This is a genomic window from Ramlibacter lithotrophicus, assembly GCF_012184415.1.
In the GTDB taxonomy this organism is placed as follows: Bacteria; Pseudomonadota; Gammaproteobacteria; order Burkholderiales; family Burkholderiaceae_C; genus Ramlibacter; species Ramlibacter lithotrophicus.
In genome coordinates, this window is record NZ_VTOX01000001.1 from 970,223 (window position 1) to 982,781 (window position 12,559).

14 protein-coding genes are annotated in these 12,559 nt (G+C 68.1%); 2 read left to right on the forward strand and 12 right to left on the reverse strand.

Features of this window, described 5'->3' with window-relative positions:
- Positions 1-35 precede the first annotated feature (35 nt).
- A complete protein-coding gene (locus RAMLITH_RS04595) occupies positions 36-323 on the reverse strand; it encodes a hypothetical protein (protein ID WP_238343991.1) in 288 nt (95 codons plus the stop codon).
- Between the two features lie 106 nt (positions 324-429).
- On the reverse strand, positions 430-1,836 hold the full coding sequence (dnaB, locus tag RAMLITH_RS04600; protein WP_168106115.1) for a replicative DNA helicase: 1,407 nt from the start codon (positions 1,834-1,836) through the stop codon (positions 430-432).
- A gap of 216 nt (positions 1,837-2,052) precedes the next feature.
- Here dnaB and RAMLITH_RS04605 point away from each other — a divergent pair, with 216 nt between their 5' ends.
- On the forward strand, positions 2,053-4,287 hold the full coding sequence (locus RAMLITH_RS04605; protein ID WP_168106116.1) for an alpha,alpha-trehalose-phosphate synthase (UDP-forming): 2,235 nt from the start codon (positions 2,053-2,055) through the stop codon (positions 4,285-4,287).
- Between the two features lie 130 nt (positions 4,288-4,417).
- Here the strand turns inward: RAMLITH_RS04605 and rplI are convergent, their stop codons facing one another.
- From rplI to RAMLITH_RS04635, 6 genes are all read right to left on the reverse strand, one after another.
- A complete protein-coding gene (gene rplI, locus RAMLITH_RS04610; RefSeq protein WP_168106117.1) occupies positions 4,418-4,870 on the reverse strand; it encodes a 50S ribosomal protein L9 in 453 nt (150 codons plus the stop codon).
- A 12-nt stretch (positions 4,871-4,882) separates the two neighbouring features.
- Positions 4,883-5,164 (reverse strand): 30S ribosomal protein S18, encoded by a 282-nt coding sequence (gene rpsR, locus RAMLITH_RS04615; protein WP_048438842.1) that lies wholly within the window; start codon positions 5,162-5,164, stop codon positions 4,883-4,885.
- Between the two features lie 10 nt (positions 5,165-5,174).
- Positions 5,175-5,471 carry a primosomal replication protein N gene (gene priB, locus RAMLITH_RS04620; protein WP_168106118.1) on the reverse strand — a complete coding sequence of 99 codons (297 nt, stop codon included), beginning with the start codon at positions 5,469-5,471 and terminating at the stop codon, positions 5,175-5,177.
- 14 nt (positions 5,472-5,485) lie between these two features.
- The gene (rpsF, locus tag RAMLITH_RS04625; RefSeq protein ID WP_168106119.1) at positions 5,486-5,854 is read right to left on the reverse strand and encodes a 30S ribosomal protein S6; all 369 of its coding nucleotides are present in this window, start codon (positions 5,852-5,854) and stop codon (positions 5,486-5,488) included.
- Between the two features lie 158 nt (positions 5,855-6,012).
- Positions 6,013-6,660, reverse strand: a complete 648-nt coding sequence (locus RAMLITH_RS04630; RefSeq protein WP_168106120.1) for a 3'-5' exonuclease — start codon at positions 6,658-6,660, stop codon at positions 6,013-6,015.
- The gene (locus RAMLITH_RS04635) at positions 6,650-8,557 is read right to left on the reverse strand and encodes a DUF294 nucleotidyltransferase-like domain-containing protein (RefSeq protein ID WP_168106121.1); all 1,908 of its coding nucleotides are present in this window, start codon (positions 8,555-8,557) and stop codon (positions 6,650-6,652) included. The genes RAMLITH_RS04630 and RAMLITH_RS04635 overlap by 11 nt, the downstream gene beginning before the upstream one ends.
- Positions 8,558-8,691: 134 nt before the next feature.
- Between RAMLITH_RS04635 and RAMLITH_RS04640 the strand changes: the two genes are divergently transcribed.
- On the forward strand, positions 8,692-9,075 hold the full coding sequence (locus RAMLITH_RS04640; RefSeq protein WP_168106122.1) for a hypothetical protein: 384 nt from the start codon (positions 8,692-8,694) through the stop codon (positions 9,073-9,075).
- A gap of 68 nt (positions 9,076-9,143) precedes the next feature.
- Here the strand turns inward: RAMLITH_RS04640 and RAMLITH_RS04645 are convergent, their stop codons facing one another.
- The 4 genes from RAMLITH_RS04645 to RAMLITH_RS04660 all read right to left on the reverse strand — a co-directional run bounded on the left by RAMLITH_RS04645 (position 9,144) and on the right by RAMLITH_RS04660 (position 12,534).
- Complete coding sequence (locus tag RAMLITH_RS04645) at positions 9,144-11,288, reverse strand: sodium:solute symporter family protein (protein ID WP_168106123.1); 2,145 nt, start codon at positions 11,286-11,288, stop codon at positions 9,144-9,146.
- 4 nt (positions 11,289-11,292) lie between these two features.
- Positions 11,293-11,550, reverse strand: a complete 258-nt coding sequence (locus tag RAMLITH_RS04650) for a DUF4212 domain-containing protein (RefSeq protein ID WP_168106124.1) — start codon at positions 11,548-11,550, stop codon at positions 11,293-11,295.
- Between the two features lie 112 nt (positions 11,551-11,662).
- A complete protein-coding gene (locus tag RAMLITH_RS04655) occupies positions 11,663-12,238 on the reverse strand; it encodes a tetratricopeptide repeat protein (protein WP_168106460.1) in 576 nt (191 codons plus the stop codon).
- Positions 12,238-12,534 carry a hypothetical protein gene (locus tag RAMLITH_RS04660; protein ID WP_337786102.1) on the reverse strand — a complete coding sequence of 99 codons (297 nt, stop codon included), beginning with the start codon at positions 12,532-12,534 and terminating at the stop codon, positions 12,238-12,240. The genes RAMLITH_RS04655 and RAMLITH_RS04660 overlap by 1 nt, the downstream gene beginning before the upstream one ends.
- Positions 12,535-12,559 lie beyond the last annotated feature (25 nt).

The window sequence follows — 12,559 nt, forward strand, 5'->3', positions numbered from 1 at the left end:
CACGCCTGCCGCGGCCCCTGCGTCACCGCGGCGCGCTAGCGGATCCCGCGCCCGATCGGCAGCAGGCGCAGCACCTTGGCGAGGCCGTCGCGGCCGCTGGCGGCGCGGCCCACCAGCGCCGTCGCGACCAGGGTGCCCACGCCGCGAACGATAGCCGAACGGTGTCTGCTGGTGGCGCGCCACGCCAGCAGGCCGGCCCCCAGCACCAGCCAGTGTTCGCCCGGGAAACCCGGACGCGCGTCGTCCCTGGCCTTGAGGCGTCGCAGCGTGTCGGTGGTCTTGGTGATGGTCTCGTTCATGGTGGAAGCGTGCTCGGTGGTCATGCCCCCAGCATGCCGCGGGAAACGCGGCGCCGTGCGGGTGCGCACACGGCCGCTCAGGCCGGACGGGCGCGCGCCAGCATGTCAGCCGCCGCCGACGAACGGCCCGCTAGAAATCGGCGCCGCCGCCGGACGCCAGGCTCTCGAAGCGGGTCAGCTCCTTCATGAACGCGAGCTTCACCGTGCCGGTGGGGCCGTTGCGCTGCTTGCTGATGATGATCTCGGCGACGCCGGGCTCCTTGGAGTCCTTGTTGTAGTAGTCGTCGCGGTAGATGAACATGATCACGTCGGCGTCCTGCTCGATGGCGCCCGATTCGCGCAGGTCGCTCATCATCGGGCGCTTGTCGGTACGCGACTCCACGCCGCGCGAGAGCTGCGACAGCGCGATCACCGGGCACTGCAGCTCCTTGGCGAGCATCTTCAGTCCGCGCGAGATTTCGCCAACCGCCGTCGCGCGGTTCTCGTCGTTCATGCTCGTCGACACGCTCATGAGCTGCAGGTAGTCCACGACGATCAGCCCCAGCTTGCCGCATTGGCGCGCCAGCCGGCGCGCGTTGGCGCGCAGTTCGCTGGTCGTGAGGCCCGGCGTCTCGTCGATGTGCAGGGAGATGTTGCGCAGCTTCTCGATCGCTTCCGTCAGGCGCGGCCATTCGGCGTCGGTCAGCCGGCCGGTGCGCAAGTGCATCTGGTCGATCCGCCCGATCGAGCCCACGATCCGCACGGCGAGCTGGCTCGCCCCCATCTCCATCGAGAACACCGCCACCGGCAGCCCTTCGTTCAGGGCGACGTGCTCGGCAATGTTGATGGCGAACGCGGTCTTGCCCATCGACGGGCGGGCGGCCAGCACGATCATGTCGCCGGCCTGCATGCCCGACGTCATCCGGTCGAGGTCGTAGAAGCCGGTCGGCACCCCCGTGATGTCGTTCGGGTTGTCCGCCATTTCCTGGACGCGGTCCAGCAGCTGCACGACGAGGCTGTCCATGCCCTGGAAGCCCTGCTTCATCCGCGAGCCTTCCTCGCCGATGTTGAAGATCTTCTGCTCGGCCTCGTCCAGGATCTTGTCGACCGGCTTGCCCTGGGTGTTGAAGGCGGCCGTGGCGATCTCGTCGCTGGCACTCACCAGCTTGCGCAGGATCGAGCGTTCGCGCACGATTTCCGCGTAGCGGCGGATGTTGCTGGCGCTCGGAACGTACTGCGCCAGCGAGTTGAGGTACGCGAGCCCGCCCACCTCGTCCGCTTGCCCCTGGCTTTGCAGGTTCTCGAAGACGGTGATCACGTCGGCCGGCCGCGTGGCGTTGATCAGGCTGCCGATCGCGGCGTAGATGAGCCGGTGCTCGTAGCGATAGAAATCGCCGTCGGTCAGCAGGTCGCCGACCCGGTCCCATGCGCCGTTGTCCAGCAGCAGGCCGCCCAGCACGCTGGATTCGGCTTCCACCGAGTGCGGCGGAATCCGCAGCTGCGCGACCTGCCGGTCCCGCGGAAAATCGTCGTCGACGGGGGAGAGAACGGCTGACATCGTCATTCTTGAGATAAACCGGGATGCTACGCTGGCCGGCTGCCGCCGTCACTGGACAAGCATGTGGATAACCGGTGGGTTGCCAGTGCGTTGCGGCCGCGAGCTTGTGGATGGGCTGGCACGGCGCCCCGCGCGGCGCGGCAGCAGGTACAGTGCAGCGATGCCGTCCTTCCCGTCCCCCGCCCCCTTCCGGCGTCCCGGCCGGCCGCGCCGCTGATGCGCAACCTGCGGCTGCAGCTGCGCTTCTTGGTGCCGCTGGTCGTCATCCTGGCCGCGGCCGCGTACTTCGCGCTGCCGCTCATGGACCGGCTGACCTTGCGCTGGTTCGCCCGCGACCTGAACCTGCGCGGTTCCCTGGTCACCAATGCCCTGTCCGAGTCGATTGCCGACGCCCTTCCGGATCCCAAAGGGCGCAAGCTGCAGGCGCTGTTCAGCCGCGCCACCCAGGACGAGCGGCTGGTCGCGATCGGCCTGTGCTCGGCCGACGGGCGGTTGCTGCGTTCGAGCGCCGGCTTTCCAAAGGCGCTGACCTGCGCCGGCGCCCAGCAGACCGCCAGCCTGCCCGAGCCGCTGATGCGCATCGAAGGTGGCCCGGTGCACGTGGGCGTGCATCCGGTCAATGCCGAGGCCGGGACGATCGGGCAGCTGGTGCTGCTGCAGGACCTGAGCTTCATCGAGCGGCGCAGCCAGGACACCCGCCAGTACCTGGTCATCCTGATCGCCAGCATCGGGGTCCTGATCGCCCTGGTGACCATGATCGTTGCGCAGCTGAGCTGGCGCGGATGGATCTCGGGGACGCGGGCCCTGCTGCGCGGCGAAGGATTGATCCGCCCGCTGTCGGGGAGCGCGCCGGAACTCGAGCCGCTCGCGGCGGACCTCCGGGCCCGCCTGCGCGAGCTCGAAGACGAGTACCGCCGCTCGCAGGGTCCCGAGGCGGAGTGGAACCCGCAGCGGCTGCAGGCGCTGCTGCGAACGCAGCTGAGCGGCGACCAGGTCATCGTCGTGTCCAACCGCGAACCGTACATCCACGAGCTGCTGCACGGGGCGGTGGTGGTGCGGCGGCCGGCCAGCGGACTGGTCACCGCCGTCGAGCCGGTGATGCGGGCTTGCTCGGGTACCTGGATCGCCCACGGCAGCGGCAGCGCCGACCGCGACGTGGTGGACCGCAACGACCGAGTGGAACTGCCGCCCGGCCAACACGAGTACCTGCTGCGCCGGTTGTGGCTCACCCCGGAAGAGGAACAAGGCTATTACTTCGGGTTCGCCAACGAAGGCATGTGGCCGCTGTGCCACGTGGCGCACGTCCGCCCGGTGTTCCGCGAGTCCGACTGGCAGTACTACCGTGCCGTGAACCAGCGGTTCGCCGACGCCGTGGTGGCCGAAGCCCGCGAGGACGACCCCGTGGTGCTGGTGCAGGACTACCATTTCGCCCTGGTGCCGGCGATGGTCCGCGAGAAACTGCCGCGCGCCACCATCATCACCTTCTGGCACATCCCGTGGCCGAACCCCGAGTCGTTCGGCATCTGCCCGTGGCGGCGTGAGATCCTCCAGGGCATGCTGGGCAGCACCATCCTGGGCTTTCACACGCGTTTCCACTGCAAGAACTTCATCGAGACGGTGGACCGCTACCTCGAGGCGCGCATCGAGCACGAACACTCGACGATCCAGTTCCAGGGCGTCAGCACACTGGTGGAAAGCTACCCGATCTCGATCGAGTGGCCCACCGCCGCCGAGACCGCCCTCTGGCGGCCGGTGCCGGAGTGCCGGCGCCGGGTGCTCGACCGCCTCCATCTGCCGGCCGACCAGCGGCTGGCGGTGGGGATCGACCGCTTCGACTACACGAAGGGCATCCTCGAGCGGCTGCACGCGGTGGAGCGCATGCTGGAAAAATACCCGGAATGGCTCGGCCGCTTCACCCTGGTGCAGGTGGCCGCGCCCTCGCGCAGCGCGCTGGAGGAATACCGGGCCTTCCGCGACCGCATCACCGTGGTGACCGATCGCATCAACCAGCGCTTCGGCACCGGCGGGACGCTGCCGATCCTGCTGCTGGCGGAGCACCACGAGCATGACGCCGTCAACGAGTTGTACCGGGCCGCCGACGCGTGCCTCGTCACCAGCCTGCACGACGGCATGAACCTGGTGTGCAAGGAGTTCGTCGCGGCACGCGACGACGAGCGCGGCGTCCTGATCCTGAGCCGCTTTGCCGGCGCCGCGCGGGAACTGCCGGAGGCGCTCATCGTCAACCCGTACCACGTGGAAGACACGGCCGACGCCCTGCACCGGGCGCTCACGATGCCGGAGGCGGAACAGCGCGAGCGGATGGCCGCGCTGCGCACCACCGTGCGCGAATTCAACGTCTACCGCTGGGCCGGCCGCATGCTCGCGGACGCCGGCCGCTGGCGGCTGCGCGAACGCATCGCCGAGCGGGTGCAGCGCCACGCCGGGGAATAGCGGGAACCATCCCCCTCAAAACAAAGAGACCGCCAAGGCGGTCTCTTTTCCACAAGGACGAGGCTGCTTGCAGCCTCGTTTCGTGTTGGAGCGTAGCGGTTACCAGCGTAGCGGTTACCAGCGTAGCGGATCAGGCCGTCTCGCCGTAGACCGTCACGGTGATGTCGACCACCACGTCGGTGTGCAGCGCCACGCTGACGCCGCTGTCGCCGACATGCTTGATCGGACCCTGGGGCATGCGCACCTGGGCCTTGGCCACCGGGTAGCCGAGCTTCTTGAGTTCTTCGGCGATGTCGGAGTTGGTGACCGAGCCGAACAGGCGGCCGTCGACGCCGGCCTTCTGGGTCAGCTTGACGGTCGTGCCGGCCAGCTTCTCGCCCTGGGCCTTGGCTTCGTCGAGCTTGGCCTGGGCGGCCTTTTCGAGTTCGACGCGCTTGGCCTCGAATTCAGCCTTGTTGGCTTCGGTCGCGCGGCGGGCGCGGCCCGTCGGGATCAGGAAGTTGCGGGCGTAGCCGTCCTTGACCTTGACGATCTCACCGAGTCCGCCGAGGTTGACGACCTTGTCGAGCAGAATGACTTGCATGTGCGGTGCTCCTCAGATGCGGTGCTGGTCGCTGTACGGGACCAGGGCCAGGAAGCGCGCGCGCTTGATGGCGGTGTTGAGCTGGCGCTGGTAGATCGCGCGGGTGCCGGTCAGGCGCGCCGGGATGATCTTGCCGTTCTCGGCGATGAAATCGCGCAGGGTGTCGACGTCCTTGTAGTCGATTTCCTCGACGCCGGCGACCGTGAAGCGGCAGAAGCGCTTGCGCTTGAACAGCAGCGACTGCGTGTTGCGCTTCGGACGCTTGTCCTTGTTGAATTTCTTGAACGTGGCCATGTTGGACCTCTCAGGAATTGGGTGTTTGCTGGAACGACTGGATATGGAGCACGGGATGCTTGCCGTTGCGGGGCGTGGCGAGGAAGCCGGTAAACGTCCATCCGCTGCCGATGGCCTGCTGGCTCAGCGTCTCCGCGACGCTGCCCAGGGCCACCGCCCTGATCGCCGCCTTCACCTTGCGTTCGCGCCCCGCCTCGCTCAGGTCCGACTCGTGTTCGAGCCGGACATCGAGGGCCGGCATGCCGGCCGGCGTGTAGCGCAGTGGTGAAGCCTCGACGATCCAGGCGCTGAGGACGACCTGGTTCACTCGGGCGCCGGCCGTCAGGCCTGCTGGTACTCCGCCTGCTGCGCCTTGCGCGCTTCTTCGCGCTCGACGGTCTTCATCATGGCGGAAGAACCGGTCTCGGCCTTCTTCTTGACCACCGTCAGGTGGCGCAGAACGGCGTCGTTGAAACGGAACGCGTGCTCCAGCTCGCCCATCACGGCCTGGTCGGCTTCGATGTTGACGCACAGGTAGTGCGCCTTGGCCAGCTTGTTGATCTGGTAGGCCAGCTGGCGGCGGCCCCAGTCTTCGACGCGGTGCACTTTCCCGCCGCCGGCGGTGATCATGCCCTTGTAGCGCTCCAGCATGGCCGGAACCTGTTCGCTCTGGTCCGGGTGGATCAGCAAGACGATTTCATAATGACGCATGGCACTCCTTGAGGTTGAGGTGTCAGCCGCCCGCTGCGTCAAGAAGCGGTGCGGCAAGGAAAGCTCTCCATTATAGCCGCAAGGCGTTTTGCCCGCCTTGGGCGGGTTCGGTGGTGACTTGCCTCCCTCCTCCCCGGTCTCCGCGAGGCCTCGCCGGCTCAGGCCCGGCGCACCCAGCGGTGACGCGACGCGAGCTGCCGCACGTCGCGCCAGCCGGAACACTCCGCCGCCACCTGCGGCCAGATCCGCAGCAGCAGTTCGCACTCGGCCAGCGTGTCGGCGGCCGCTTGGTGGCGCGCCGCGCACCGGATCCCGAAATGGGCCAGCCACTCGTCGAGCGACCGGGCGCGGACGTGGGGGTGGGTGACGCCGCACAGCTGCTCGATGTCGAGCCATTGGTTGGGCAACTTCGTTCCGAGCGCCATCCGGACGTGCCGGCCGATCAGCATCTGGTCGAAGGCCGCATGGAAGGCGAGCAGCGGCGAGTGCCCCGCGAACCGGGCGAACGCCTCGAGCGCCTCGCGGGCGGGCACGCCCTCCTGCTGGCGCTGCACTCCGATGCCATGCAGCAGGATGTTGTCGCGCGTGCTCGGCTCGTCCTGCCGCAGGACCACCTCGAAACTGTCGCCGATCACCACCTCCAGCCGCCTGTCCTGCCAGTCGACGCGCAAGGCGATGGCGGCCACGGCGAGCAGCCGGTCGCGCGCCGCGTCCAGGCCGCTGGTCTCGACGTCGACCATCACCCAGCGCGCCTCATCCATGACCCGGCGGCGCCACCAGGGCCAGCCGGGCACGCTAGCGGTCATAGTCCAGCTGCAGCCGCTGCTGCAGCTGCCGCGCGAGACGGAAGGATTCCTTCAGGATGCGGCGGTCGATGTCGTTGAGGTCGGCCAGCCGCACACGGTTGGGCGCGTCGCCGGCATCGGCCCCTTCGAGCTGGTGGCGCAACCGCAGCATCTGCAGGAACTCGAAACCGCCGACCCAGGCCTCGTATTCGGCGCTGGCCAGGCCGATCCGGGCCCCCACGGACTCCAGCCGCTCCCGGGTGCCGGTCGCGGCGATCCCGTGCGCCAGGCTGTACAGCCGGGCCGCGTCCACGAAGATGGCCGCGCCCTGCAGCTTGAGGTCCACGGTGCCGCGTTCGTCGGTATCGATGCCGCCCAGCCAGTTCAGCGGCGTGCCGCGAGCCAGCGCGTTGAGGGCCATCTGCTTGAGGAACCGCGGCGTGCGGCGCGCCGACTCCAGAACTTCGTGGCGCAGCGCCTCAGCGAGCTCGAAATCGCCGGCGAGCGGCCGCAGGTCGAAATAGATGCTGGCGTTCAGCAGGTCCTGGGGCGCGCCGTGCTCGATCCAGTCGGAGAAGCGCCCGCCCCATTCCCGCAGCGTGAGGCAGCAGGCCGTCTCGCCGGCCATGATCCCGCCGCGGCACAGCGGGTAGCCGCAGTCCTCCAGGGCCAGGTTCACGTCGCGCCCGAACGCAAGGGCGGCGGCCCGCTGTGCCTGGCCGGCGTCGTTGCGCAGGATCAGCGCGTTGTCCTGGTCGGTGGCGACCGTCTGCTCGCCCCGGCCCTCCGAGCCGAGCGCCAGCCAGCACAGGTGCTCCAGCGAGATGCGGTGCTCGGCCGCCTTCAGTTCCACGAGGTGCTGCGTCAGCACGTCGTTGAGGTGGCTGATCAGCCCGGTGAGCTGCCGCGCCTGCACGCCCTGGCTCAGCAGGTTGCGGGCGAAACGGCGAATGTCCTGCGCCACCAGCCGCAGCGTCGGGACGTCGGCGGCGGTGCGGATCGACGTGCTCACCTGCTTCAGGGACAGCCGCTGCATCGCGAACAGGTCGCGCTCTGAGACCAGGCCCACCACCGCCCCGCCGCGCGTGACCGGCACGTGCCGGATGCCGTGGCGCGACATGAGCAGCGCGGCGTCCTGGGCGGTGTCCGACACGGCCAGCGTATGGACCGGCTGGACCATCACCTGCGAGATCGGCGTGTCCAGCGGCACCCGCGGCAGCGTGACGCGGCCGATCACATCGTGGCGCGTCAGGATGCCCTTGGCCTGGCCGGCAGCGCCGGTGACGATCATCGAGCCGACGCGCCGGCGCTGCATCTCGGACAACGCCTCGTGCAAGGACGTCTCGGGGCTGCAGGAGACGGGACCCCGCAGGCCGAGCTCCCCCAGCGGCGTTTCGAGGGACTGTTCCGCGAGCGTCTGCGACGCGTACGCCACCTGGACAGCGCGGCGCGACAGGTCCAGGAAGCGGGTGATCCGCCGATTGAGGAAATCCGCGAAGACCGGACTGCCGGCCGCCAGTTCGTTCATCGCCGCGCTGGGCAGCGCCAGCACGAAAGTGTCCGCGATCGCCTTGTAGGTTGCGGTGACCGCCCGGCGCGCCAGGGCCGCGCCCAGCGGGAACAGGTCGCCGGCCTCGTAGTGGAATGCGCCGCCCGACAGTTCGGCGAGCCCCTCCACGCCAGACACCGCCCCCTGTCGAATGAAGAAGATTTCCTGCACGTCGCCCGTCGCCGGTGCGATCAAGATCTCCCCTGGAGCGTAATAGCGCTGGTGCGAGCGGGTCAGGAAGAAGTCGACGGCTTCCGGGGCCATCTGCGCGAAGGGCGGGTGGCGCAACAGGTCCGGCCGCAGTGCCTCCAGCAGGCCGCCCGACGGCGACGGCTGGGCCGCGACGGGCGCCGGTGCCGGCTGGACCATCACGCAGCGCCTTTCCCGGCACGACCGGAAGGCCGCGCGCTCCGCACACGGTCGCTGCTCTTGCGCATGCGATGGATTATGGTGGATGGCCCCGGTCGCCGCGCAGGTGCCCGGGGCGACCTGGGAGGACTGTCATGAACGGCCGATTGTTCGAAAGCGTGAAGCGCAACGGGTTTCGCAAGTGGTACGAACGCCAGCTGTTGTCGAGCCATGCCCACATGGTGCTCGCCTTCCTCAGCATGATCGCGCTGGTGGGCAGCATGGAGGCACAGCGGCACGCCGAGGGGCTCACGCAGGCCGTCGACGTCCTGTTCGTCCTGGTCTGCGCGCTGATCGGAATCTGGGCGCTGCGGCGCTACCTGTTCCTGCTGATGCGCGCCGAGGAGACCGCCAACCAGGCCACATGCCCCGACTGCGGCGATTACGGGCGGTTCCGCCCGGTGTGCGAGCGGATCCAGGCGATGGACGTGTGCTGCCGCAAGTGCTCGCGGCAGTGGGTCATCACCACGCCGAAGTGACACGGCGCGGGTCGCGGAAGTGAAAAGGCCCCGACCGGAGCCGGGGCCCTTGGATTGCGCCGAGGCGTTCAGGAGGCGACGCGGGCGGCGGAACCGGTCAGGTGCGGGTAGCGCACGTGCTCGACCAGCTCCTGGGTCTTCTTGTCGGGCGCCGGGGTGACCAGGCTCACGAGGATGATCACCGCGAACCCGAGCGGTACGCCGAACACGCCGGCCGAGATCGGCTGGATGCCGAACCAGATGTTCTCGGCGATCGGCGAGGTGACGCCGAAAATGCTGCGCATCCAGGGCTGGGTCATCGCCATGTAGTAGAAGGTGATGCCCAGGCCGGCCACCATGCCCAGCGTGGCAGCGATGCCCGTCGCGCGCTTCCAGAAGATCCCCAGCACCAGTGCCGGGAAGAACGCTGCCGCGGCGAAGGAGAATGCCGCCGAGACCAGGAACAGGATGTCCGCCGGTTTCTGCGACGCCACCCCCGCCGCCGCGAGGGCGACCACCAGCAGCAGGATCTTCGACAACATGACCCGGCGTGCCGTCGGCGCGTTCGGATCGATCATCTTGTAGTACAGGTCGTGGCTCAGCGCGTTGGCGATCGTCAGCAGCAGGCCGTCGGCGGTCGACAGCGCCGCCGCGAGGCCGCCGGCAGCCACCAGGCCCGAGATGACGTACGGCAGTCCGCCGATGGCCGGCGTGGCCAGCACGACGATGTCGCCGCCGATCTTCATTTCACCGAGCTGCAGGATGCCGTCCTTGTTCACGTCGACGACCGAGAGCAGCGACGGATCCACCTTGTTCCAAGCCTCGATCCAGTATGGCAAGGCGTTGAATGAGCTTCCGACCACCGCGTTGAACATCTCGAACTTCACCAGGACGGCCAGCGCCGGCGCCGTGAAATACAGCAGGAAGATGAAGAACAGCGACCAGGTGACCGAGGCGCGCGCCTCCTTCACGCTGGGGGTGGTGTAGTAGCGCATCAGGATGTGCGGCAGCGCCGCCGTGCCAACCATCAGGCAGAAGATCAGGGCCAGGAAGTTGCGCCGCGACGTGTCGTAGGTCTCCTTCGCCTTGGCGTCGCCGTTGGGATCGCCGGCGAAGATCTGTGCGTGGCGCGGCATGCCCGCCAGCGGCTTGTCCCTCGCCTCCGCGGCCGCCTTGGCCGAGGTCCACCCCTTCACCGCGGCTGCTTCGTCCTTCGGCACGGCAGCCAGTTCCTTCTCGGCCGCTGCGACCTGTGCCACGGCTGCGTTGGAGGCCTTCAGGTCGGCGACCTTCTTCTCGGCGGCAGCGCGGTCGGCGGCGAGTGCGGCCTTCGGATCCTTCAGCTTGTCGGCCAGTCCCTTCGCCTGGTCGGCGAAGATCTTGCGCACTTCGAGCTCCTTCGGATCGTTGATCAGCTGGGCTTCCTTGGCCGTGACTTTCTCCAGCTGGTAGCCATAGACCGCCTGCGGAACCGGAACGCTGGTCTGCTTCACCGAGAGCCACACCACCGGGATCATGTAGGCGATGATCAGGATGATGTACTGGGCCACCTGGGTCCAGGTCACCGCCCGCATGCCGCCGAGGAACGAGCACACCAGGATGCCGCCCAGGCCCAGGAAAATGCCGATCTCGAACGCCACGCCGGTCAGGCGCGAGGTGATGATCCCGACGCCGTAGATCTGCGCCACCACGTAGGTGAACGAGCAGAGGATGGCCGCGACGATGCCGATGAAGCGCGGCAGGTTGCCGCCGTAGCGCTCGCCGAGGAAGTCGGGAATCGTGAATTGTCCGAACTTGCGCAGGTACGGCGCGAGGAACAGCGCCACCAGGCAGTAGCCGCCGGTCCATCCCATGATGAACGCGAGGCCGCTGTAGCCGGTGAGGTACAGCGTGCCGGCCATGCCGATGAACGATGCGGCCGACATCCAGTCGGCGCCGGTGGCCATGCCGTTGTACACGGCCGGCACGCGGCGTCCCGCGACGTAGTACTCGGCGGCATCCGTGGTGCGGCTCATGATGCCGATTCCGGCATACAGGCCGATGGTGGCGAGCAGGAAGATGAAGCCGATCCACTCGCGGTTCAGGCCCATCTGTTCCAGGATCGCCAGCACGATCACGAACGCGATGAAGCCGCCGGTGTAGAAGGCGTAGACCTTGTTGAGCTGCTTCTTGAACGCGCTGTTCGAAGCCGTGGAAACGTTCGGCTGCGGCCGATCGGGTGCGATGGTAGCCATGTGCTCAGTCCTCCTCGGCGACGCCGTATTCCTGGTCCAGCTTGTTCATGTAGCGCGCATAGAACCAGATGATCGCGACGTACACGACCAGTGCTCCCTGCGCGCCCATCCAGAAGCTGAACGGCCAGCCGAAGAAATTGAAGCTCAGGTCGCGGGCGAAATAGCCCACGACGAACGTCACGACGAACCAGATCGCCATCAGGATGCCGGTGATACGCAGATTTCTCTGCCAGTACTCCCGGTGCCTATCGCTCATCTCCATGGTGTTGTCTCCTAAATGTGGACGGATGTCCTCTTCTCGCGCCTTGCCACATGGCCCGCCCGCGGCTCGCGCCGCGGCCTGCAATCCGGGCCGTCCCCGGTCCGCCAGCTGCTCAGCCAGGCTGCTCGACGAGCAAGCCCGTCTCGCGTTCCAGCTGGGCGGCCACCTTGGGCTCGAACCGGTGGAGGTGCCGGATGATCCTGCGCGCCTCCTCCGGCTCGTGCCGGTCCACATGGACCCGCGCGAGCTGATACCAGCCGTACGGGCTCATGGGTTGCAATTGGGTGTTGCGCTTCAGCGCCGCCACGGCCTCGTCGAGGCGGCCGAGCCGGATCAGGACCAGCCCGAGTCCGTACCACGCGCGATCGAGCTTCGGGGCGAGCTCGGTCGCGCGCCGGAACGCGCCTTCGGCCCGCTGGAACTCACCGGCCTCCTCGAGCAGGAAGCCGTAGTTGAACCAGTGGCTGGCGGCTTGCGGGTATGCCTGCAGCAGTTGCTCCATCGCCTGCCGCGCGACCGCAGGCCCGCCGGTCTGCGCCAGCAGGTGCGCGCGGCTGGCCAGGGCATACTCGTCGCCGGGAAACTCGCGCAGCATCTGCTCGAACAGCGCCAGCGCGGCGGGCCGCCGCTCCAGCACCAGATGCGCCATGGCGCGCCACTTCAGCCCAAGGTAGCGCAGGCGCAGCATCACTTGCACAGGTGCACCCCGATGCGAACGCAGATGTCGATCTTGGTGATGGTCGCGACCACCCACACGAAAAACAGCAGCAGGAAGGCCACCAGCGGCAGGTGCCGGTCGAGCACTACCCGTGGTGACACCAGCCGGGCGCCGGCGATGAGCGGCTTCGTGACCACCTGGAACAGCTGGTAGAACAGGTTCTGTTCCCGCTTCGCGCCCGCGAGCAGTCCCAGCACCCATTGCCCGGCGATCGCCAGCAGGGCGATCTCGGCCAGCATCTTCAGGATCTCCACCAGCAGCAGCACGCGGTCTCCTCGCGGTTGTGTGAGT